A 23,800-nucleotide genomic window follows, 5' to 3' on the forward strand; every position below is an offset into this window, starting at 1 on the left:
AAGCCCTGGAATATATTCCAGGGCAGTTGCTAGCGCGTTATCCATTGCTAACCATCTTACCAATTATGTAGGTCGGCTATGCCGGGGATGATTATAATTTGGTTACGTTAGCGGCTTGTGGTCCACGTGCGCCTTCGACAATGTCGAACTCCACGTCTTGTCCTTCTTCAAGTGTTTTGAAGCCTTCTGTTTGAATTGCGGAAAAATGTACAAATACGTCGCCGCCGTCAGACGTTTCAATGAAACCATAACCTTTTTCTGCGTTAAACCATTTTACTTTACCTTGCATGCACTAACATTCCCTTCGTCATCAAATGAAGTGAAGCTCTCGCCCACATTTCCGACTATACCACCCAAAGTTATCCATTGTCAATTGGAATTGATAATGTTTTCATTCATAGTTATTCCAATTTTACAAAGCAATCTATTTCTATAGATTGAAATGGTATATTAAGCAAAGAGTTTACTATACAAGTATAGTAAACTCTTTGTGAATGTTTGAAACTCCTAGGGAAAAAACATTGGGAATTTTTGTTATTTCTTTTTTACTTAATTATAGTAAACTACCGTTGGCTGGGGCTCAATTCCTTTTGCATAGTAGTAATTCAAATCACTTACAAAATCAATTACTTTCTTTGTATCCAGATCATACACAAGAATGTCTGGATCTCCAGCCATATCAATAAAATCTACGCGTCTCGGCGTAGTTCTGCCACTGGTGTCAACAAAAGAGGAACTGTGATACGGTGGGTTGCCAGAACTATATGCAGATTCAAAATAGGTAAAAAGCGTGTCTGCATTTAGAACAATCAGAACAGCATTATCCGAGCTTGCATAATTTGAGGTATACTTCACAGGCGTAGTGATACTTTTAACCCGTACATCTGATACATTATGACTCCTTGAAGAATAACTGCCACCACTGGAGAAGTTGAATTCTCTTGACCATTCCAAATTCGGGTTCGCCACCGTTGTATTGGCAATTTGGGTCCCATTCACCTTAATATCTCCATTTGGATACTCAATGACCGTATATAACAAATTGTTCGAGTAGGATGTTAGCTTGGCCGTCTTACCATTAATCGGTGTATCCGCTGGCGAGGCCGCATTCATGTGGATACTATAGCTTTCACCTACCGTTCCTGTGGAGGTAACACGAAGTCCCCAGTCCCCTGCTTTTAAGTCTGTAGCAAACTTCAATTCAGAGGCCTTTCCTCCAAAACCCGTCAAACTTGCTGTTCCCGTGTTCCAATCAATCGAGTACAAGTCAAATCTATAATTGGGATTACTGGATTTGATCTGAGCCAGAATGCTTCTATCCGTAGGTACGTTAAAGAACCAAAAATCTGTTGGATCAGCTGTCGTTAAAGAATCAGTGAAACTCATGAGGTCACCATTCACATTGAAATTAGACATTAATGTAACCCGATGATTGTTTACTTTAAGAGTTTCACCATATACAGCCTCAGTCGTGCTAGTAGGTTCCAGCGCTTGAGTCGTATTAAGCGAAAGTGACGTATCAGTATCCTTCGCCGTTGAACTTGATGAGCTGGCCTCAACTGAGGCTGGAGCTATTGACATACTGCTTAATACTAAAATGGCTAATAAAATTCCAGAAAGATATTTTCCCCACTTCATAAACATCATCCCTTCTCAGAATATTTAAAATTATTCATAGATTGAAAATAATTCCTATGGATGATGTACTAATTCTATAACATACTTAATTATCCTTTATTCTAAGATTTCGTCTTAGACGATCTTACATTGAATCTATGAACGAGTATTGATCAGCACCATCAACATACAAAGAGAGCACTGTCGGCGGGGGAAGCTAGGAAGGTTCATTGCACCTCTTCTTTCGAATCCCTCGTCCAATAATACCAACTTTCCATTTTTTGAATTCTGTAACCACACTTTATATATAAATTCAATGCATTGTAATTTCGACCTTGTGTTGAAACTACTAGTTGTTCAATCGGCCTGCTTTCAAGAAACACCTTTAATTCTGTTAGCAACTTCGTGCCCATTCCATTGCTTTGATGTTTCAGATCAATTCCTAAAAGACCGATTCTTGCCTTTCTATTTATTAGATTTTCTTTAATTGTCACAAATCCAATAATTTCTCCATTTAATTTAATGACAAGACAATAATCATCGAACGCACCAGTAATAGACTTTTTCACCCATAGTTTATATAACTCATCCACTTTTTCAATATTAAAAATATGTGGATAACAAGAATATCTACTATTCTTAAATAATCCAGTCATCATATTTTGTAAAACAGGAAAGTCATGCTCCGTTGCTAATACAAGAGAACTTTTATTCTGTGCATTAGTATCTATTCTAGTCTCAAATGTTACTTTAGTATCCGCTAAGTGGAAATTTTCATTTTCGAGAAAATGAATAGTCGTTATATCATCAATTTTACAAAGTGCTTGTATAAAATCTAATTGATTCTTTTCTATCACATGTTGAAAATATGAGCTCGTAACTGGGGAAGTAGTAGAAACTTCCGCCATATTCATAGCAAAAAAAATAGAATCCCAATGCAAAAGCCTTAGCATCCTAAATCCCTCCAACTATACTGTCGAAAAAAATCGTATATACAATCTACAATCTTATTTATATCTGACTCTTTTATATTAAAATAGAGAGGTAATCTAATTAAGCGTTCGCTCTCTCTAGTTGTATAGGCATCCTCACCAATAAATGAACTATGCTTTAATCCTGCCTCGGAACTATGAAGCGGCACATAATGAAAAACAGCCATGATTTCATGTATTTTCAAAAAATTCAATAGTTCGGTTCTTATTTCTAAATCTCTTACTTTAATATAAAACATATGAGCATTATGGGTACTATTAAGAGGTATAAATGGTAAGTCGATTAAATTTAATTCACTCAAAGGCTGTAATAGATTAAAATATAAATTCCAGCTAACCAATCTATTCTTTGTAATCATTTCTGAGGCCTCAAGTTGTGCCATTAAAAATGCAGTGTTTAGTTCACTAGGGAGGTAGGAAGAACCTATGTCAACCCAAGTATACTTATCTACCTGACCTCTAAAAAATTTAGATCTGTTTGTCCCTTTCTCACGTATTATTTCAGCCTTTTCCATAAATGTTTCATCATTAACTAACAAAGCGCCACCTTCCCCGCAATGTACATTCTTGGTTTCGTGAAAGCTGATACATCCTAAGTGACCAAGGGTACCCAGTTTCCTTCCTTTATATTCGCTAAGAATCCCTTGTGCTGCATCCTCCACAACTGCCAAATTGTATCTATTCGCCAAATCTAATATTTTATCCATATCACAAGCTACTCCAGCATAATGCACTGGGACAATTGCTTTTGTTTTATCTGTGATCGCATCTTCTATAAGATCTTCATCAATATTCATAGTATCTGGTCGGATATCCACGAACACAATCTTAGCTCCTCTTAAAACAAAGGCATTAGCAGTGGATACAAATGTATAAGATGGCATGATAATTTCATCACCCTGTTGGATATCCAAGAGAATAGCAGCCATCTCCAGAGCATGTGTGCAAGAAGTCGTTATTAGTGTTTTTTTCACATTAAAAGTTCTATCAAACCAATTTGCACATAACCGCGTAAATTGTCCATCACCCGAAAGATGTCCACTAGAAAATGACTCTTTGATATACTCTCCTTCTTTACCTACGATTGCCGGTACATTGAAATTTATCATTATCATCTCTCATTTCAGCAAATTATGTGGTGAAGCCCATGCAGCTTAATAAAAGTGTGGTGATTTAGTCATAGTCTCTATAATCTCTCTCATAACCTTTTCACTGTCAAAAATTTCATTCGCCCTGTTTATTGCTACAGATCTTTCGCGTTCCCTAAATACGGGGTTTTCCCAATTTTTTATAAATGTATTCACATCATCAAAACTGTCAATATGATAGTACTCTCCTGCCGTGTGAGCAACATCCCCGAAGGCATATGTAAAAACGGGTAGCCCTTGCCTTAATGCAATAGCCGCAGAAGTACCACCTCCAGATCGAACTGTGTTCAAATAAGCGTCACACACTTCATATACAGCTGCTAAGTCCCTTTGAACTCCGACATGGACAGATTGTTTTTCAAGAGTAGCATATTGATTCCTTATCTTATTATAATTTTTAAGTTCACCTATAAACATAATGCGGGTATGATCATTACATTTCAGCAAATCGTCCAGCTCTGTTAAAAAAGAATCGTCTAGCTCCGTATCAAGCCGATTACCTACTATGGCCAATACAAAATTGTCCTCGCCTAACCCCCAATACTCTCTATGCATTTTAGTCTGTGGAGGCGTATATTTATAAGTAAACACACTCTCAATAACAGATTCCCGAGACCTGTTTAATTCTTCTAGGGTGTTCAAATCTGCTGTGTTTATTTTTCTGGGCAAAATAGAAAATGTGCTCTCTGAGATGGGGAGATCATAAGCTAATGGCAGAGTGATAACAGGCACAAAATTAGAAAATAGGTCGGAGCTTACATTTGAGCCTGAGACAGATAAAACAAAAAGCGGCTTTAAATGTAATATCATTTGGATTAGCTCTGATATCTGGGCACCATTTGGCATTTCCTTTTTACATTGAAAGAATGGAATACTTAAATCTTCATACACTAGCTTTTCAGTTTGATTGTACCCCTCAACATAGTTAGATAGGACAGCTCCGAAATAAGGCGTGGTTATAGATCTTGGCATGTCTGCGGTATTGATAAGGAAAATATTTTTTTTGAGATTATATAAAGCTTTGCAATGATCTAGCGCTACTTGTGTTGGGCTATGTAACATAGAAAGCATCTGTCCAGCTACAACAACTACAAGATCTTGGTTGCGTTCTTCATAAGGAATCCAATTCGCCTCGTTTGCAATTTGATTATTAAAATACTCAAAATATTTTCGATATATCCTTCTCAGTCTGTTAGTGTTTTCCTCCGTTTTTAATTTAGGAGTAGTAAAAAGAAAGCTCGTAATTTGCCAGTAAACAAAATGAAGCACATCTATTCTTACTTCTTTTTCTATAGATTCAAAAATATCATCCAAAAACTTCTGATCCTTTGTACAGGTGAGTAAAAATGACGTTAAATATAGTCCCCAATTCTTATAATCTGATATCATTTGTTCGATTTCAGTTACTATCTCTTGACGACTATTTGAATTTATACTTTCAAAGTTTCCAATTAATTTGGTTAGTTCATGATCCAGTAATTTGTATACTTCCACATTCGACAATTTATCATTTGACAGTATTTTTTCTATTTCAAGCATTGCCTCAGAATAGCTCATTAGGAACCTCTTTTCATTCTATCATTAGGGTTTGTTAAGGAAACCGAATTTAGGCGTGAAAAGCCAAATAATCCTCCTAATCTCCCTTTTCATGCCCCAAAAATCAAATCTAATTTTGGATAAAAAAACACAAGGAACAAACACAGTAGTTCGTTCCCATTCACATCCCACAGATCACAAATACGATGATGTCCCTAGAGGAGGTAGACGTATACAGTCTATTCTATCCATCCAAAACTCTCTGTTATCAGAAACCCCTCCTTCTCTTGTACTAAAAGCACCAACAAATCCATTCTTCACTAGAACTGGAGTTAGTTTGTCCAACATTAACTTTTGGTTAACTCCACCACCAAAAGCAGGCGTATACCAGATCGGGTTTATACCTAAAACACTCTTCATCCAATCTTTACAAGGACCGATTTCAATATCATAAAATTCCTGTGGATCGCCATTGTAAGGAATATGATTATGAGCATGCACACCTATAGTCATTCCTGCCTGGCTCATTTCAACTATTTCTTCTGTACTTATATAAAAATCATTTATAAATTTTTGCTTATCGGGAAACAAGGACTGAAAAATAGACTCGAGAAAGATAGTTGCTTCCGTAACAGATAATTTAAAATTAAGCATAAATTTATTGTATCTGCGGAGTTTTTTCTGTTCATACTTATAGATTTGGCTCTCCTCTTCCACACCGCTCGTATCATATGTTCCACTCAATAATTCCCATAACTCTTCATCGGATTTGAAGGAGAGCACCGTGTGTACCAAATGAACTAATGGAACGTTACCTGTGAGGTGTGGACCAGACATGACTGTAAAATATGCAGGAATTCCTTTTCTTTTCAAGATGTCAAAAGCAAACGTATATTGGTCTTTTGTACCATCATCAAACGTTAGTACACACCATGGTTCCGAGTTGGACTTATCAATCTCGTCTAACGAGATAATTCGATGTGTCTTGCTAATTAAATCTAGCTGTTCTTCAAAGTCATGGGGATGCATGGGAACAATCCCACCCCATCCTTTCTTCTCACGTACATAGTGGTACATCGCAGCAATATTACCCATTATCAATTCCACCCTTTAGGAAGTGGCCAAATGTTGGGACGATCCATATCTCCGTCAGTTTTAACAAGATATATGTCATTCACTTCCGTATTTTGAAAGTAACCTTCATTTTTTTTAATTTTCCATACAAAATTAATGGGATTAACACGATAACGAAAAGGCTGGAACAGACCTGCCAATCCACATTCCTTTGGCGTGTAGTCTATATTTTGTTTTTTAAAACCGATGGATTCCAGAACATGCTCTAAACGATTTGAACTTAACTGAAAATCCGCCGCAACACACCCTTGGTCACGAGCCCATGACAAAACCCCAGATACCATCTCAATCAAACGATGATCTGCTATTCCTTCCCAAACCTCCGCATTAGCTGGGATGATTTCTATAATCCTTAATACTTTTGTGCCGTGGGTACTCCCCTCTGGAGCATATACTCGATCTAGACGTGCAATTACAATCCCCTCAGCAGTGGAATCACCGAAAAATAAATACTTATAGCCCGCACTATTTATATATCTCCATTCCCAAAAGGAGGCGCTACGGTACTGCGAAAGTGAGAATCGATGTTGAATACTTTTAATGTATAATTGCTCTAACTCCTCACCCGTAATATTGAGTATTGGGCTGTATGAATGTATCAATCTTTCCTCAACACCTGATATCCATTGTCCAATAACCGAATGATCGAATGAATCATTTAGTAGGTTAACATAACCGTTGGCGTCAAGCGGAATGATGTAACGGTTCAAATGATCTGAATACGAATACCCCATACGTTCATACATAGGTACCACTTGAAGATTACAACCTAAGGTCACGCACACCGAATTATACTTTTCAGCTTCTTTCATAAGCATAATGCCCAAGCCACTGTTTCTATACTTCTCTGATACAATCCACATGGCGAAACTGATACCTTTATATTGTTCTCCGTTAGAACTATACTCACTAGGAATGACCCCAAGGAACCCCTCAATACAACCATTGTCAATCAGCAGTAAACTTTCCGATAAACCATTCTCGTCAATCCGATACTGCCAATCAAACAATTCTTTGTTATAGATAGCATGCTCTGGGGACCAATTAATTCTCATAAACGCAACCAGCGACTCATAATCAGAATCTTTATATTTTACAATTTCCAATAGCTTTCCCTCCTTTTCACGCGTTATATTTTTCTACATAACATTTCGAAGAAAATATCAATTATGAATATTATTCAAAATATGCAAAATGCTTTGCACTGAAACTATATTAGCTATTTCATCAATGGGAATAGACACATTAAAATTAGCTTCAAGTTCCATCACTAAATTCAATTGATTGAGCGAATCCCAATTTTCAAAGTCACTTTTTACCGATCCTAATGTCACTTTTTCGACAGACACATTCATAATTTTAGATATTATCAATTGAACTAACTCAAATTTATTCAAAAAGAGCACTCCTTAAGTAAGATATGATGAGGTAAGAATATCTCTCCTAGATCTAATTCATTGTTTTTGGATACATCCCTATACTTCTTTGAAATAAAGTCATAAAAAGGTTTATTCTTTTCTGTTTTTATATACATACCCTTAATACTATGGGGGGAAAAATGCTTGGTAACTAAATAAAGCATTGCTTCCTCAATTCCCTTGCCCATGACACGACAACTCATAACAAAATCATGGATTTCAGCCTGACCTTCATCATCACATGAAACCGAAATCAGTCCTGTATAACCTGCATTTCCAAATTTGTCTTCCACTTCAAATAAGATTGCATGATTATTCGGCAGTTCACTCCAGGACCAATACTCTTCAATCGTAAACCTGCGGGTTGCCATGTTAAACTGATTCGTTTTATTCATTAACTGGACAGCACGTGTTAGCAATAATTTATTCAATTTATGTGGAGTCAGCTTAATTTCAAGTGAATGTAGCCATTCTTCCAATGATTCTACGTTTAACTTTATCGACTCTCGCTTTTGCTCCTGTTTGAACCAGTCTGTTCGTTTACGATCCTCCAACGTTATAGCAGGAGTCTCGAAACAATCCAGTTGGCTAATAAAAACAGGGTATTGGGTAACATCAATAGGTAGGTCAGGTACATATACTTCTGGAAGAGCCTGCTTGATACGATCTCTTTCAGATGGATTATCGTCTAGAAATACAACAGATTGCAGACCTAGGTTGAGCTCCTTTACAATTTCAACCACATTGGCAGCCTTGTCGTTCCAGTTGATTCGAATTGAAGAAAAGTCCTTTTTTCTCAGAATCATTTCCGGATGCTGTTCTATCATTTCTAGTGCTATCGGTTCGCTGTTTTTACTGCATATAGCCAGGATGACACCTCGGTTACTCAATCTGTGCAATTCTTGCTGAAAAAGCTTGAAACTCTCACCGACGGGATCAATCCCCCCCAGTTTGATGTTGTCAATACCATCGTCACCAATCACGCCACCCCAGAGTGTATTATCCAGATCACAGATAATTAACTTTTTACTTTGTCCGTATAGACCACTAATGATTGATTTTAGCTCATTGGATACAAAGAGAAAAAAATCGCGAGAGAACTGAATTTTCCCAAGTGCATACATTTTAGCATCGTAGCTTTTTTGCTGGATTGCTGCATACCAATAGCTAGAATCAAGAATGATAACATGCTCGTGCTCTTGTAGTCGTTCTGAAAGACGTAGATTCATTTGCATAAGTACATTGCTTAATCCTACATTGTGCTTTAATGTCATCGATTGTATCCAACGGTAATGAGGTGGGAGGGACCAAGACACAACAAAAATATGTTTTGCTTTTCCCTCAGCCCTGATAATAAGCTCGCAAAATTGATCGACTTCATTAAGAACATCACCGATATTAATTTCCTTATACTCCAGCAGTTTATTAAAAGAAGGAATTACTTTCTCAGGACTTGTCCATAAAAGCAACATATCCTTTTTTTCCGACCATACGGAGTGATCAGAATTCATAAGAACCTGATTTACTTGATTATAAGGAGCTTCTGTCACTTCTAACGTCAAATCTTGATAAGATCCCTCTAGAAAACGAACCATCGGATTTAGATTAGAATCAGAGAGGATTAATAGTTTATTTTTTCTCATTTATTTTCTCCCCCATAAATCAAGGTTCAACTTACTTCATAATGGCGACACTACCACATAAGTCACTTATAGGAGTGTACTTAACACCATGTTCTCTACAATACTCTCTAACCGCCTGTTTTACACCATGAAATCGAGTACTGTTGTAGTCATGGATTATAATATATCCCCCATCTGACATCTTAGGATAGAAAAATTTTAATCCTTCGAGAATAGGCTGATACAAATCAACATCCAAACTAACAAATGCAAAAGTTTCATTCACGTCACTTGCTGATTCTGGAAAATACCCTTTTTTCACAATACAATTTTCTTTATACATCATTTTATTCAGTACTAAGTCCACATCCGAATTGCAAAATTCTCCTGCAACCGAGTTCGAAAAATCACCTTTATTTTCGTTATCAATATCCTTCTGGTCAAAACCGCTAAAGGTATCAAATAAATATAGTTGACGATCAGGAAAAACCCGGTTAATATACTTAGAAAATTCCCCCTTAAACACACCGAGCTCTGCTACACTTCCCTTTACTCCGCACTCATTTATTTCATCAGCAATTTGCCGTAATAGAGCCAGCCTAGTATCAAATTTCAAACTCATAAAATAGTCAATAATTTTTTCCTTTTCAATCGACAACTCTTCAGTTAGCTGTTTGTACACTGATTCTCCATGAATATTCGCTATAATTACATAATCGAATACAAGCTTACAAATTTCATTAGGAGCAACGACCGGTTTGGACAAAAATTTCGAGCCTTGTTTAGATCCATCATTGTCTGCAAATGCGATAACCTCGAATTCATCACTTAATAGATAATGAACACGAAGTCCTCCGTCACCTGCACCAAAAATAACTACCTTTGCTTTATCAATCAAATTCTACACCTCTCCCGAAATAAGCATCATAAACATAATGACTGAATAAATGCTCTTTTTATGCAAAACATAGCTGTGCTAATTGAGTTCAATATTATATTCATCGAAAAAAGGCCTTCATTTGATTAATAACAAAACTCTGCTCATCCACCGACATATTTGTTCCAGAGGGCAAACAAACTCCTTTTTCAAATAATATTTTGCTAATATCCAAGCCACCTTCATGAGCATAATACACGGCATCTTTAAAGAGTGGTTGCAGATGAAGCGGCTTCCATACTGGTCGAGATTCAATATTATCTTTTCCTAAATAACCTATTAAATCACTAACGCTTGTACCAATAATTTCAGGGTCTATTATCATTGTTGTCAACCATCGAGTAGACTTACCAAAACTCTTTTCCGGAATAAATTGTATTCCATCAATTCCTGATAGCTCATAGCTATACTTTTCAAAAATTTCTCGTTTCTGTTGAATGCGTTCGTCCAACACACGAAGCTGCCCTCTCCCTATACCAGCTAGGACATTACTGAGACGATAATTGAAGCCTACATCCTCATGCTGATAATGTATCGCCTTTTCCCTCGCCTGAGTTGCGTAATGTCGCGCTCTACTTAGTGCTTCTAAATCATCTGAAACCAGCATGCCCCCACCTGAAGTAGTAATAATTTTATTTCCATTAAATGAAAGAATGCCGAATTTCCCAAGCGTTCCAGTCATTTGCTTGCCGTAAGTTGCTCCGAGTGATTCCGCAGCATCTTCTACAATTGGCACCTCGTAATAATCACATATTTTTTTCAACCGATCGTAGTCTGCACTCTGCCCATACAAATTGACTATAACTACAGCTTTAGGTTTCTTTCCCTTATCTGCATAAGTCTTGAATGCTCGCTCTAGTGCCTCAGGGGACATATTCCAGCTGTCTGGTTCCGAATCGATAAAGACAGGAATTGCACCTTGATATAAGATCGGATTAGCACTGGCAACAAAGGTAAGAGAAGAACAAAAAACAATATCATCCTTCTCCACACCAAGCAATATCAAAGACAAGTGAATTGCTGCTGTTCCAGAACTTAGGGCAACTGCGCCTCCACATCCTAAGTAATTTGCCACCTCTGATTCAAAAGCGTCTACATTTTTACCTAGTGGAGCAATCCAATTCGTTTCAAAGGCCTCTGCGATATATTGCTGTTCAAGCCCGCCCATATGCGGTGAAGATAAATAAATTCTATCTCGATTGGACATTTTGTTTCATCCCTTATCCTTATAGGTTTTTTATTACTTTGGCCGGACAACCCACAGCTATGACGTTCTCTGGCAAATCGCGGATGACACAAGAAGCAGCACCAACGATGGTATCGCACCCTACACGAACACCAGGTATAAGACTTGCACCTATTCCGATATGAGCACAGCACCCGATCTGAACTCCACCTGCCATATGTACACCTGGGGAAATATGCACGAAGTCTTCTATTCGGCAATCATGATCTATAGTAGCCGCCGTATTAACAATGACATGCTCTCCAACATACGCATCAGCGTTAATTACAGCATTAGGCATGACAACCGTCCCCTCCCCAATGAATGCGCTGGGTGCGACTACAGCGCTTGGATGAACAGCAGTACCAAATTTGACTGAAGCAACCTTTAATTGACTTACAATCTTCCTTCTGGTTGTATTATCTCCGATTGCCACAACGAACAGCGCCTCTGGATACAGAGATAATAGTTGAGCAATCTGATTACGGCCCCCCAAGATCGGCAATCCGTTCCATGCTTCTTCTTTACTATGGTCATCCAGAATACCAATGATTTCTTCACCACAGGACCGTAAAATATCCACAATAACCTTGGCATGTCCTCCTGCTCCAAAAACAATATAGCTCAAGGCCGATCCTCCTTAATAGGTAATTGTCTTTTGTATAAGCTGCTCTGACTTGGATGTTCGGTTCAATATATCTACGATGCGAGAGCTTGTGTTATCTCTACTGTAAATATTGTCGGCTGCTTTAACAATTTGTTGGAAAGGTTCAGACATTGCGTACTCCATTGCAGAAGTCAATTCGAGCTCGTCAGCTGCAATATCTATTGTGTTCACAGAACGTTCTCTGCCTGTCTGGCGAGTTCCGATATTAATGACTGGAACATGAAAGGAGGCAGCCTCAATAATCCCCGATGAAGAATTTCCAATTAATATTTTTGCGTTTTTCAACATCGTCAGATAATCAAGTTGCTCAAAACTAGTTACAAGGTGCATCCCTTTTCTTGTAGAAAAACGATTATATACATCAACGATCGCATCAGCTCCAGCATCCGAATTGGGCATCACACAAATTACCTCATTCTCCCCAGCCAAGAGAACTTCCATCATCTTACCAAGGATGTGCATATCCCCTTCTTCCGTGGTGACAGGATGATAAGCAAACAGCACATAATCGTTATCTATATTTAGATCGTATTTACGTTTCGTCCTCTCTAGCTCAGGCAGGGAAGTGTTCATCATCGTTTCAATTCTCGGAGCACCGACTACATGAATTCTCCAAGGTTCTTCGCCAAGCCTGATTAGACGCTCTCTGCTTCCATTTGTAGCCACAAAGTGGATGTGGGCCAACTTACTAATCGCATGCCGAACAGACTCATCAATCGTGCCGGATACTTCTCCACCATGCAAATGAACAAGCGGAATGTTCATGTGAGAAGATACAATCGCAGCTGCAAGCATTTCTCCCCGATCTCCTAATACAACAACGAAATCTGGTTCCAAAGCTTCTACGGCTTGTGTCATGCCCATGATTGCTATTCCAATAGAGCGAGACATATTAGCATGAGTAGATCCTTGCAGCAGACAGTCTACCTTAGCAGATACACGAAATCCGTCCTTTTGGATAGCGTCCAATGTATACCCATGCTGTGGAGATAAATGCATGCCTGTAACCAACAGGTGGAGCTCCAGAGCATGTTCTTCCTCAAGAGCCCGCAAAACCGGGTAATATATCCCATAATCAGCTCGTGTTCCGGTAATCACCAATACTTTTTTCTTCATTGCACATCATCCCATGATAACAAACTATCTTCATGTACATCCTTTAAAAGCTGCTTACCAACCAAGTCATCAAAATATTTAGGCTCTATTCCAGTGCCTGGGCGCTTGATGAGCAGATCTTCTTGAGTTAATTGCTGGCCAGCCTTTTTGGATGTTGCCATCACAATACTTTTTCTTGCAACGGCTCTGGTGCTTTCCTCGGAAGGCATACACCTTTTAACCCCATCCCCTAGAGCCTGCTCCACATTTCGAATCGCAAGAACCATTTTCGAGAAATCAGCAGGCTCCAGTGAAGCCTTATGGTCAGGACCTGGAAGATTTCGATCCAATGTAAAATGCTTTTCAATAATTCTCGCTCCTAATGCTGAAGCTGCTATAGCGATCTCGATGCCCGCCGTATGATCAGAATATCCTGTGACTTTATCAAAAGCTGTAGAAATAGTCTTCATGGCCAGCAGGTTTACATCTTCCAATGGTGCTGGATAGTCGGAAGTACAATGTAGCAATAGAACATCACTTTTTTTGACTACTTCTAACGATTCTCTAATTTCATCGAGATTGGACATCCCAGTGGATAGAATAATCGGACGCCCATAACTATCAAGCTTCTGAAGAAAGGGGATATTGTTCATATCTCCTGATCCTACCTTGAATGCGTCGATATGAATTGAATTCAGAAACTCAGCACTTTCTTCATCAAAGGGTGTGGAAAGGAAATCTATCCCTTTATCCTCACAGTACCTTTTCAAAAGAACAAAATCCTCAAAGCTCAATTCCAACTGTTTTAGCATATCTAGTTGGCTTTCAGCTGAATTGGTATTTTCCGTCTGATAATTAGCCTTCTGGGCATACTTGGTTACCAGCTTTTCGCTTTTAAAGGTTTGGAATTTCACCGCATCGGCACCGCATAAAATCGCTTGATCAATACACTCGAATGCAAGCTCCAATGATCCGTTATGATTGACTCCTACCTCCGCGATAATATAGATAGGGTGGTTTTCATTATTTGATAAGAGGTTTTGCATGTTATATTCCTCCCTCCTACTGCAAGGATTCCTTGTGATTGGATTCTCTCCAAAAAAACTCTGCCATTTTTAAATCAAACTCGTCATCTATGTCAATAGATCGTTCTTTAGGCATAATGTAGCCACAATTATTAGGACCAACCAGAGTGTCACTATTCATTAACAGATCTCTTTTTACGATATAGATGGCTCCATTTAGAGCATGTAGTTCTTTCAGATCTTGTCTCCTCAAATGCTTCCTTTCACCTTTCAGGTAGGGCGTTAGCCGCCCGTTATCCATTTCCCTTAGTAAATAGGGTTGCACTCCAGACAAAGTGACACTTTGAAGTGAATCAGCCTGATGACCTAAAAATATTTTATATGCCTCTTTGATGTCCATAGCATTTCGCAGTGGAGATGTGGGCTGCAGCAGCATAATAACATCAAAAAATTGATTTTGTGTCTGCTCATAAAATTCAACTGCATGCTTCAATACATCAATGCTTTTGGCCTCATCGGTAGCCAGTTCATCGGGCCTTATAAACGGAACAGCCGCTCCGGCTTGGCCTGACACACGAGCAATCTCTTTACTATCCGTTGAAACTATAACTTCGTCTACACAACCACTGTTTAGCGCGGCTTCAATGCTATATTGAATGAGCGGCTTATCATGTAACAATCTTACGTTTTTACCAGGTAAACCTTTTGATCCACCCCGTGCAGGAATAATCGCCAAACATTTGTGATTGCTCATCATACAACACCCTTTGTGAAGCCCAATCCGTTCTGTTCAATAAGCTCCCGAATGGCTTTCGGGAAAATCTGTGGTGCAGTCATCGAAGAATATTCTTGACGAATAGCCTTTTTAAAACCTTCATAATCCTGCTCTGCGGTATGAAATAACGAAGGAATGATATACATCTGTCCATTCTCCAATGCTCTTTCCGATTCCTCAAGCGTCATGAGTTCCTCATATAGCTTCTCACCCGGCCGTATTCCGGTCTCAATGATTTCTCCACGATAGGGTTTACCGACTGCCTCTTCATACGAATCAACCAAGCATTGGGCCAAATCCGTAATTTTGAGAATCGGCATTTTTAGTACAAATACTTCTCCGCCTTGCGAATAGTGCGCCGCATCTATGACCAATTGAGCGGCTTGAGGAATAGACATCATAAACCGAGTCATCTCTGCATGTGTGACCGTCACCGGTACCCCTTTAGCAATCTGGTCACGGAATAAAGGAATAACAGAGCCCCTGGATCCCATAACATTTCCAAAGCGGACACAAGAAAAGATGGTACGTTTGCTCCCTTTATACAAGTTGGCGGCAGAAATTAAACGTTCTGATAGCAGCTTCGTAGCCCCCATCGTATTCGTTGGGTTTACCACTTTATCTGTGCTGATGGCTACTACTTTTTCTACATTATGCTCAATAGCCGTCTCTATCAGATTTTGTACGCCAATAACATTCGTTTTCACTGCTTCCATAGGGTTGTACTCGCATGCAGGCACATGTTTGAGAGCAGCAGCATGAAAGATATAATCCACATCCTCCATGGCGTAGCTCAGTCTTTGCTTGTCCCTGATATCACCGATCAGATAACGGATATTCGTAAATTCTTTTAATTCTTGCTGCAGATCAAACTGCTTGCTCTCATCCCTGCTAAAAATCCGTAAAGCTTTAGGGTTATACGATAAGATATTGCGTACAATTTCACTGCCAATTGAGCCTGTGCCGCCCGTAACCAGTACAATCTTGTTGGTAAACATAATGACCTCCGGAGTGTAAAACGATTAATTTATATATCTTTATGGATCACTGCATCGCTATCTGTTTTTTTATCTAAACGGCGAATCGATTCTGAAAACATTTCTTCAAGTATTGGGATTTGTGCTGCGATATCCTGTAACAGCTTACCTAGATGTTCATAGATTAGATCAGACTTACGAGTCAACTGATGTTCTGTAACAATCACAGGGAGCACCTGATCAAAACGCGCAATTTCGATAGGCATAATGGACTCAAATATAGGTGAGAACCATTCCCTGTTGGCAATTAACCCCCACATCTGCTCTATGGATTCCACCATATTTTGGGCCTTTGCCGGTTTAGTTCGGCTAAACTCGCGTAATTTATTCATAAGCTTGTGAATGGCTGCAATCTCAGAGCGTATATTGGAAAGATCTTCACGTGTCGCTATCAGCTTATCTCTGACATCCTGCACCTTATTCATATCAACAGCAATATTTTTTTCATTTATCAAATCAGCAATTGCATCAGGGGCAACAGTTTCTGGAGCCAACCATTCAAAGATCTCTTCCATGGGCTTGAAAGGAGCACCCTCAATCACTGCACCATTGCGACTTGAATTGACGAAATCAATTTTCGGAAGGGCCGCAATGAGGTTTTCGAGTCCATCCTTCATACGGGAGAAACTCTCATCCGTAGTGTTGTATGTTCCCTTTACATTCAACACCTTTTCAGGTGCTTCCTGCACTCTCTTATCCGTAGTTTCGGCTGTAAAGTGTTCAATCCCATCTGTGTAAAATTTGTTATCAGGGAACGACAAATCCTGGCCTGCAAGTATGATCCGTTTGGCCCCCAGACAGGCTGCTGCTTGAATAGCCGTTCCTGCAACTGTCTCTGTAGGGAATACAAAGAGTTCCTCTTGATTGAGTCCAAAGAAATACTGGGATACAGCGTCACTTTTCATAATACTATGAATTTTTTCTGCGCAATTCTGATCCGAAATCTCATAATAAGATGAAGAGGTAAACAATAAAGGCTGTTCCCTCGTTACAGATGAAGCAAAGATCTTCTTATTGACTGCATGACCATCCATAATGACAGCAAGGTGAGGCTGTATTCCATGCTTTACTAAAGCCTGAATGCTGGAGCCTGCTGAAATAATCAGTACATGAGGACGTAATTTTTTCAACCATTCGATATCTTCCTGTAACGATGGTCCTGATGATACAACAACTACCGTTGCACCCTCAAAAGCATAAAAAAGTTGCTCAATGGAAGGAGTGTATAACACATCAGATAGGTGATATAGAAAATTGCGAGTCCATTCTTCTCGAAAGCGATTCTCTGTATATTTATCTAACAAAAAAGTCTGACGGTAATCTTGGAATTGTTCTTTCACTTCACGTAACATATTCATATCATCTGATAAATACTTACGCAGTGCGATAAACACCAAGTCTTTCATCATATAACTGCTCAACATATGAAACATTATTCTGAGCTGAGATTCCCCAACCGATAGCCAGTACAAGTTGGGATGTTCCAACAAAAGACTGAGGTCATACTCTGTCACTGCTTTTCGAAAAAGCTGCTCATTTGGCTCATACACAAAGAGCCAGTGGTCGGGATATAATTCGAGAAGATCCGCAATGCTGAGTCCCCTTTCAAATCCGTATACAAAAATAATCTTTCCGTTTCCAATAACCCCTTTGGCAGCATTAAGCCAAGCTGTATCCCTTTCGAAGGGCTCTGTAAACAAAATTTCAGATAATTCATCATTCGGTGAATTATCTACTGTGGCTGCAACATGAGGGAATCTTTGCTCTAAAATTGTATAGTTTAATTGTAGATGAGACAAGATAATACCACCGTTTCGCATTAATATTTGTTAATTAGTATATCGGATTTACTCTTAATGGAATGAACCTTTTCACAAAAAATCCCCCCATTCTAAATCGAATGGGGGGATTACTGACGTTCCATCAAGTATCTTTTATTTTCGATGATCAATAAACAAACTGTCTACGGAATAAGCTTGCTGGTATGCATGCTGCTGTATACGAATGGCTCCACGTTTCTCCATCCAGTGGCCTGCTTCATCCTTTAGTACATGCATACGCTGCAAAATTACAAAATCGTGACTTAGTATGTCACGAATTTTTTGTTTATCATTTTCCGTTAACAATGGTTGATAGGGCTGCATCTTTTCTACAATGCGTTGCCTTTGATCGGCAAACTGTTCGAATTCCTCTTCACCTAAATTCAGAAGGTTAGACAACACTGCTTCTGTCATATGTTGCAATTCATCAAGGAGAGCTTGCATATTATCAGCTGTCATCACACACTACCAACTACACCAGGCATTTTCATTGCTTCCAACCAAGTTTCTCGTAAATCAGTCAAATGTTCCAGCACCTCTTGTGCCGGAGCGGCTATTTTGTGAACATTCGCCTCGATCAGCTCATGCAGCATATATTCATACACTCGCAATAAGTCATGGGATATTGGATATTCAAAATTCAACGCAGATATCAACTCGTGTACAATCGCTTGGGCTTTACACAAATTATTATTTGCTTTCTCGTTATCCTTATTCTCTATCCCCTCAATCCCCGCACGAACGAAACGAATAGCCCCATCGTAAAGCATAATCAGCAATTTAGGCTTGGATGCAGTTTGCGCTTGAGTCTGCCGGTATTTCTGATAGGGTGTATTGATCAATTATAAAACCTCCTTTATGACATCATACTTGTAAGACTGGAAGATGTGCTATTGTATTTATTAATGGATGTCTCCATCGCGGTAAATTTTTTATAATAGTTGGTTTCAATCATCGTTAAACGGCTTGTCATATCGCTGATCCGACGGTCCAGGCTCGATAATTGCTCTCCCATTGAGCTTGTAGAAAGAAATGCAGCGGTTAGATCAGAGCTAACCTTGGATGTACCTGCAGTATCTGCCATTCTTTGAAGTGAGGTATTCGAAATTTTCTTTAATTTAGCAAGAATACCGTCTTGCTGTGTATATTTATTAGTTAGCGCCGTGCTTGGATCCTGTTTCCCAAAAAAATTCGAGATAACATCTGGATCTTTTTCTACCGCTGCACGCAATTTGTCTGCATCTAGAATAAGCTTGCCTTTGGTATCATACGTCCCCGTAGTGATACCTAGCTCAGACATCATTAAGGGCTTATTCTTACCATCCGCGTCAATTCTGCCGATATCTACACCTTGGATCATAGCATTACGCATTTCAGACAAGGTATCCTGCAGGATAGGATCGTTTCTAAGCATGCCGCTCTTGGCCTTCGTTGTCCAGAGCTTGACTTCATCATCACTCATATCCGCTTTTTGTTCCGTTGTAAGCGGAGCGTATTTTTTATATCTCTGCTCACTAATCTTGCTATTGAGTGTAGCAAGAACATCATTATACGCATCGACAAAGCTTTGAATATTTTCGACGATCTTATCCGTATCCTTGGTAGCTTCTATTCGTGTTGCAGCACCGCCTGCTGTCTTAAGTGTAATATCAACGCCATTTATTGTAAAGTTATTGGAAGACTTTGTTACGTCTAGACCATTTACCTTTAATACAGCATCAGTTCCGTTCGTTGAAGATAGTTTAAATTCACTACTAATTTGAGAATCAATATTGAATGTTTGCGAGCCAGTAGTTTTGCTCGTTAATGACAAACCGGATTTAGCATCATATAGAGCTGTCACCCCTGTCTTACTGTTATCGTTGATCTTTTTGACAAACGATTCAATGGTTTCATTCTCATCCACATTAATGGTAGAACTACCAACCTGGACCGTGCGGGCGGCCCCATCTGCGAATGCCAATCCACTACTGGCCTTTTCGGTCCATGTACTGTTCGAGACCGATCTTGCCGCAGTGGCCAAGCTCGTCACCGAAATATCCAGCACTCCACTAGCCAACGAAGAAGCCGTTGCAGATAGTGCATCACTGTTACCGGTTACTGTTACTTTCTGCGGATTTATTGCAGCGGTGCGGCTTAATGTAGTCATTTTATCTTGAAAGGAAACTATCTTAGTGCTGCTCTCGCGATAATTTTCCCTTTTCCATTCCATCAATTGTTTCTGTTGATTCATTTTGTCGAGCGGTACACGCTCAGCTGTCATCAGCTTTTTGACCATTGAATCAATATCCATACCTGAGGCTAGGCCACTTATTCTAGTTACCATAATTGTATATCCCCCTATACTTTTTTATCGATAATGATTCCTGCAATTTCCATCATTCTAGCCGCTATATCCAGAATTTTCTCGGGAGGCACCTCACGGATCAGATCGCCCGTTTCCTTGTTCATCACTTTTATCATGATTGCATGTGTCTTTTCATGTACAGATATCTCAAACGTCTTCTGTGGGCCTTGAATAGCATCAATTGCTTTCTGTAGCTCCAAAACTGCTTCCTCATGTGTCTGCTGTTTCTGCGCAGTACTACCTCTATTGGTTGTATGAACAGCATCTTGTGCAGCAGAATAATTGGTTTCGGCATCTGAAGGAGCTTCTCGTTTTACTCCAACTGATGGCTGAATTGGCAACATATTCCCAGTGCTGGGGGGTATCATCGAGTCCATAGAATAACCTCCATTTTTTTAGACACAATAAATCCGTTCTGTACTAGAAATGCTAATACACTATATATCGGCAGATGAGTGTAATTATTTATGAGAAAACTAAAATAAAAACAAAAAAAAGATCCTGCCAGAAGCAGGATCTTTTTTTAACTGCTGTCGTTTAAAATTAACGAAGCAATGACAGTACGCCTTGTGGCGCGGAGTTAGCTTGTGACAACATGGATTGCGAAGCTTGCAGCAAGATGTTGTTTTTGGACAGAGCAACCATTTCTTTTGCCATGTCAGTATCACGAATACGGGATTCGGAAGCTGTCAGGTTTTCTACAGTTGTGCCCAAGTTGTTAGAAGTGTATTCCATACGGTTTTGAACAGCACCCAAATTAGCACGTTGTTTAGCTACTGCTTCAATTGCTTTAGTTGCACTATCAAGTGTAACATTGGATTTGAGTCCTTTGAAACCAGTAGAGCTGATACCTTTGATTGTGATTTTAAATGTGCTATCATCAGCTTGGATACTCACTGTACCACCGGAAATTGCAATACCATTGAATTTAGTGGTGGACAGGATTGCGTCGATTTGACTACCCAATTGACCAAGTTCAGCATTAATGTTGGATTTATCACCAGCACTGTAAGTATCGTTGGATCTTTGAACAGTCAGTTCTTTCATACGAGTCAGCATGGAGGAGACTTCGTTCATAGCACCTTCAGCTGTTTGCGCGAAAGAGATACCGTCTTGAACGTTACGTTGTGCTTGTTCCAGACCACGGATTTGACCGCGCATTTTTTCGGAAATGGAGAGACCAGCAGCATCGTCAGCTGCACGGTTGATGCGCAAACCCGAAGACAATTTTTCCATATTCTTGCTTGCTGCTGTGTTGTTCAAGGTCATGTTACGGTGTGTATTTACTGCCGGTAAGTTGTGATTGATAATCATTTTAAATTTCCTCCCTGAAATGGTTTGATTCCCACATCCTTGTGGTATAAGCGTCTTCACAGGTCGGCCGCCCTGAAGAATTACCGCTCTAAAATATATATCGACCCTAAGACTAGAATTGTTTATAGCATTCCAGCTTTTTTTTGAAATATTTTCTTAGGAGTTTACGACTCGGTTATTTCGATTTTAAAACACCATTTTATATGATGGCCTTACCCAAATCCGACCTGTCCACACTTAAGTCAACAAACAACTACCCAGGTGGAAATTTTCGGTATTACAATAAACGCGAAATAGATAATTATATCAATTAAAGTCCCAGATAAATAAGCATTAAAATTTAGTCAAACAAGGCCGACACTTTACTCGTGTCGGCCTTTATCAATGAATGTGCACTACTATTATTGTTTAATCAGGACTTTCGCTTCCCCATCTCCAACATAGCACTTTGAATGGCATTGGAATCCATAACTGCAAATTGATTATTTTGCTGAATAGCATCAAAGACTTCTTTTCGGTAAATATCAATATCCTTAGGAGCAGAAATTCCAATTTTCACAGTATCTCCTTCAACAGAAAGAACTGTAATAACGATATCATTCTGAATTACAATCGATTCACCCTTTTTACGTGTTAATACCAGCATTAGGACTCACCGCCTTTGCTGGACTCTAATTCATTCCACAAGGGATGCTTAATTGTATAGTTCGTATTTTGCAAAACAATTTGTTTTCCAGTCCGCTGTTCAATGTTAAAAATTAAAGGCGCAAGCAAATTAACTGTTGTTTTGGATTGATCACTGTTCCATGTACAAATACATCGTACTGATATCTGTTCCTGACTTGTAATGCCAATATCCTCTAAAGCATCATCAGATAACTCAAATTCATAATCTTTAAAGAAATCAAATGGATTTACGGTGATAAAAATAGTAGCTGGCTGCTCTACTGCACTGAAAAGACTAAATAATTCATTGTGTTCCTGTAGCTGAAATTCCCGAAGTTGTTCAAATCCTGGTATTCCTTTCGGAAACACATAAAGACTAGTATTTTCATCTCGGTTCTCTTCATCTAATCTCTGTTCTGGGGTCATAAGTAACTCCTCCTATATATAGTAACAAAAAAGCTACGGACCACTCGTCCATAGCTTCAAATTATAAATGTCAAAGATAAAAATCAGCTCATAAAGTCCATCAGGGATGGCTGCATGATTTTAGCTGATGATTTCAGGGCGGCTTCATAAATGGTTTGGGCAGATGTAGCTTGAATCATCAGACTAGCAACATCCGCATCTTCCGTTTTAGCTTGAAGTGTCGTCAAATTCAAATTTCGCTCTTCCAAACGGGATTGTATCAGTTCAACCCGATTCGTACGTGCGCCCACTTCAGACAAACTGGTCTGCATTTTAGTAAAGCGGGATTCAATACTTGAAAGTTGACTCGATATTGCTGTACTATTTCCACTACTTAGTGCAGAAGATATAGCATCCATGACTTTAAAAACATTATCTGCATCTGTCGATTTCCCAAAAAAATCGCTACCAGACGTGTTTACCCGAAATGCATCTTGGTCTCCAACTGCATAGCTGACCGCGGCTTGATCCGGATTAATCTGATCATAACTTGTTACCGTAGCAGATAGCTGATACGGCATCTGATCATAATTTTGTCCATTAAAAACATACTTCCCACGAAGCTGGCTGTTACCAATATTCATCATTTGTTCTTTTAACTGATCAACTTCCAGTTTAATTGAATCCAAGCCGGATTGAGGAAGGGTTTCACTTGAAGCTTGAACTGTCAGCTCTTTAAGACGCTTCATTACATCACTGGCTTGTTGCATGGTTGTATCAGTGAAATCTAACCAGCTAACAGCTGCATCTGAGTTTGTCTTATATTGTTCATTAGAAGCCAACTCGGCTCTGTACCGTAGCGCATAAGTTACCCCTACTGGATCATCTGAAGGCTTATTCAACTTACGACCAGTCGAAATCTGATTCTCCATTTTACCCATATTATTATTGTTTCGATTCAGGTTACTGAGCAGTTGCATATTAGTCATCCCTGAAGTCACTCGAATTGGCATGGCTTAC

25 protein-coding genes are annotated in these 23,800 nt (G+C 39.2%); all 25 read right to left on the reverse strand.

Going from position 1 to position 23,800, the window contains the following annotated elements:
- Positions 1–91: 91 nt before the first annotated feature.
- Positions 92–289, reverse strand: coding sequence for a cold shock domain-containing protein (locus T3H97_RS23560; RefSeq protein WP_013312263.1), 198 nt, complete (start codon positions 287–289; stop codon positions 92–94).
- Positions 290–549: 260 nt separating this feature from the next.
- Positions 550–1,638: a hypothetical protein gene (locus T3H97_RS23565; RefSeq protein ID WP_328801025.1), complete on the reverse strand. Its 1,089-nt coding sequence runs from the start codon at positions 1,636–1,638 to the stop codon at positions 550–552.
- A 206-nt stretch (positions 1,639–1,844) separates the two neighbouring features.
- Positions 1,845–2,570, reverse strand: a complete 726-nt coding sequence (locus T3H97_RS23570; RefSeq protein WP_328801026.1) for a GNAT family N-acetyltransferase — start codon at positions 2,568–2,570, stop codon at positions 1,845–1,847.
- A complete protein-coding gene (rffA, locus tag T3H97_RS23575) occupies positions 2,564–3,718 on the reverse strand; it encodes a dTDP-4-amino-4,6-dideoxygalactose transaminase (protein ID WP_328801027.1) in 1,155 nt (384 codons plus the stop codon). Before rffA ends, T3H97_RS23570 begins: the two co-directional genes overlap by 7 nt.
- 45 nt (positions 3,719–3,763) lie before the next feature.
- Complete coding sequence (locus tag T3H97_RS23580; protein WP_328801028.1) at positions 3,764–5,314, reverse strand: glycosyltransferase; 1,551 nt, start codon at positions 5,312–5,314, stop codon at positions 3,764–3,766.
- Positions 5,315–5,488: 174 nt separating this feature from the next.
- Positions 5,489–6,388 carry a polysaccharide deacetylase family protein gene (locus tag T3H97_RS23585; RefSeq protein WP_069080792.1) on the reverse strand — a complete coding sequence of 300 codons (900 nt, stop codon included), beginning with the start codon at positions 6,386–6,388 and terminating at the stop codon, positions 5,489–5,491.
- 2 nt (positions 6,389–6,390) lie between these two features.
- Positions 6,391–7,533 (reverse strand): GNAT family N-acetyltransferase, encoded by a 1,143-nt coding sequence (locus tag T3H97_RS23590; RefSeq protein WP_028542138.1) that lies wholly within the window; start codon positions 7,531–7,533, stop codon positions 6,391–6,393.
- Positions 7,534–7,590: 57 nt separating this feature from the next.
- Positions 7,591–7,824 carry a phosphopantetheine-binding protein gene (locus tag T3H97_RS23595; RefSeq protein WP_328801029.1) on the reverse strand — a complete coding sequence of 78 codons (234 nt, stop codon included), beginning with the start codon at positions 7,822–7,824 and terminating at the stop codon, positions 7,591–7,593.
- Positions 7,821–9,488, reverse strand: coding sequence for an HAD-IIIC family phosphatase (locus T3H97_RS23600; RefSeq protein ID WP_028542140.1), 1,668 nt, complete (start codon positions 9,486–9,488; stop codon positions 7,821–7,823). Before T3H97_RS23600 ends, T3H97_RS23595 begins: the two co-directional genes overlap by 4 nt.
- Before the next feature lie 31 nt (positions 9,489–9,519).
- Positions 9,520–10,365 carry a TylF/MycF/NovP-related O-methyltransferase gene (locus T3H97_RS23605; RefSeq protein WP_053326232.1) on the reverse strand — a complete coding sequence of 282 codons (846 nt, stop codon included), beginning with the start codon at positions 10,363–10,365 and terminating at the stop codon, positions 9,520–9,522.
- A gap of 100 nt (positions 10,366–10,465) precedes the next feature.
- A complete protein-coding gene (locus T3H97_RS23610; protein ID WP_328801030.1) occupies positions 10,466–11,611 on the reverse strand; it encodes an aminotransferase class I/II-fold pyridoxal phosphate-dependent enzyme in 1,146 nt (381 codons plus the stop codon).
- A gap of 19 nt (positions 11,612–11,630) precedes the next feature.
- A complete protein-coding gene (locus tag T3H97_RS23615; protein WP_068938889.1) occupies positions 11,631–12,257 on the reverse strand; it encodes an acetyltransferase in 627 nt (208 codons plus the stop codon).
- 12 nt (positions 12,258–12,269) lie between these two features.
- Positions 12,270–13,412: a UDP-N-acetylglucosamine 2-epimerase gene (gene neuC / locus T3H97_RS23620; RefSeq protein ID WP_328801031.1), complete on the reverse strand. Its 1,143-nt coding sequence runs from the start codon at positions 13,410–13,412 to the stop codon at positions 12,270–12,272.
- Positions 13,409–14,437 carry an N-acetylneuraminate synthase gene (neuB, locus tag T3H97_RS23625; protein WP_328801032.1) on the reverse strand — a complete coding sequence of 343 codons (1,029 nt, stop codon included), beginning with the start codon at positions 14,435–14,437 and terminating at the stop codon, positions 13,409–13,411. Before neuB ends, neuC begins: the two co-directional genes overlap by 4 nt.
- A 16-nt stretch (positions 14,438–14,453) precedes the next feature.
- Positions 14,454–15,173: an acylneuraminate cytidylyltransferase family protein gene (locus T3H97_RS23630; protein WP_328801033.1), complete on the reverse strand. Its 720-nt coding sequence runs from the start codon at positions 15,171–15,173 to the stop codon at positions 14,454–14,456.
- The gene (locus T3H97_RS23635; RefSeq protein WP_328801034.1) at positions 15,170–16,189 is read right to left on the reverse strand and encodes a UDP-N-acetylglucosamine 4,6-dehydratase family protein; all 1,020 of its coding nucleotides are present in this window, start codon (positions 16,187–16,189) and stop codon (positions 15,170–15,172) included. Before T3H97_RS23635 ends, T3H97_RS23630 begins: the two co-directional genes overlap by 4 nt.
- A gap of 29 nt (positions 16,190–16,218) precedes the next feature.
- Positions 16,219–18,027 carry a motility associated factor glycosyltransferase family protein gene (locus tag T3H97_RS23640; RefSeq protein WP_328801035.1) on the reverse strand — a complete coding sequence of 603 codons (1,809 nt, stop codon included), beginning with the start codon at positions 18,025–18,027 and terminating at the stop codon, positions 16,219–16,221.
- Between the two features lie 135 nt (positions 18,028–18,162).
- The gene (locus tag T3H97_RS23645; protein ID WP_328801036.1) at positions 18,163–18,507 is read right to left on the reverse strand and encodes a hypothetical protein; all 345 of its coding nucleotides are present in this window, start codon (positions 18,505–18,507) and stop codon (positions 18,163–18,165) included.
- Positions 18,507–18,890 carry a flagellar export chaperone FliS gene (gene fliS / locus T3H97_RS23650; protein ID WP_328801037.1) on the reverse strand — a complete coding sequence of 128 codons (384 nt, stop codon included), beginning with the start codon at positions 18,888–18,890 and terminating at the stop codon, positions 18,507–18,509. The genes T3H97_RS23645 and fliS overlap by 1 nt, the downstream gene beginning before the upstream one ends.
- 14 nt (positions 18,891–18,904) lie before the next feature.
- Positions 18,905–20,374 (reverse strand): flagellar filament capping protein FliD, encoded by a 1,470-nt coding sequence (fliD, locus tag T3H97_RS23655; RefSeq protein WP_328801038.1) that lies wholly within the window; start codon positions 20,372–20,374, stop codon positions 18,905–18,907.
- 14 nt (positions 20,375–20,388) lie between these two features.
- A complete protein-coding gene (locus T3H97_RS23660; protein ID WP_328801039.1) occupies positions 20,389–20,772 on the reverse strand; it encodes a flagellar protein FlaG in 384 nt (127 codons plus the stop codon).
- 166 nt (positions 20,773–20,938) lie between these two features.
- Positions 20,939–21,709: a flagellin N-terminal helical domain-containing protein gene (locus tag T3H97_RS23665; RefSeq protein ID WP_328801040.1), complete on the reverse strand. Its 771-nt coding sequence runs from the start codon at positions 21,707–21,709 to the stop codon at positions 20,939–20,941.
- 412 nt (positions 21,710–22,121) lie between these two features.
- Positions 22,122–22,355: a carbon storage regulator CsrA gene (gene csrA / locus T3H97_RS23670; protein ID WP_328801041.1), complete on the reverse strand. Its 234-nt coding sequence runs from the start codon at positions 22,353–22,355 to the stop codon at positions 22,122–22,124.
- On the reverse strand, positions 22,355–22,801 hold the full coding sequence (locus tag T3H97_RS23675) for a flagellar assembly protein FliW (RefSeq protein ID WP_328801042.1): 447 nt from the start codon (positions 22,799–22,801) through the stop codon (positions 22,355–22,357). Before T3H97_RS23675 ends, csrA begins: the two co-directional genes overlap by 1 nt.
- Positions 22,802–22,884: 83 nt before the next feature.
- Positions 22,885–23,793, reverse strand: a complete 909-nt coding sequence (gene flgL, locus T3H97_RS23680) for a flagellar hook-associated protein FlgL (protein ID WP_328801043.1) — start codon at positions 23,791–23,793, stop codon at positions 22,885–22,887.
- Positions 23,794–23,800 lie beyond the last annotated feature (7 nt).

It is taken from the genome of Paenibacillus sp. LX16 (genome assembly GCF_036252815.1).
GTDB classification, from domain to species: Bacteria; Bacillota; Bacilli; order Paenibacillales; family Paenibacillaceae; genus Paenibacillus; species Paenibacillus polymyxa_B.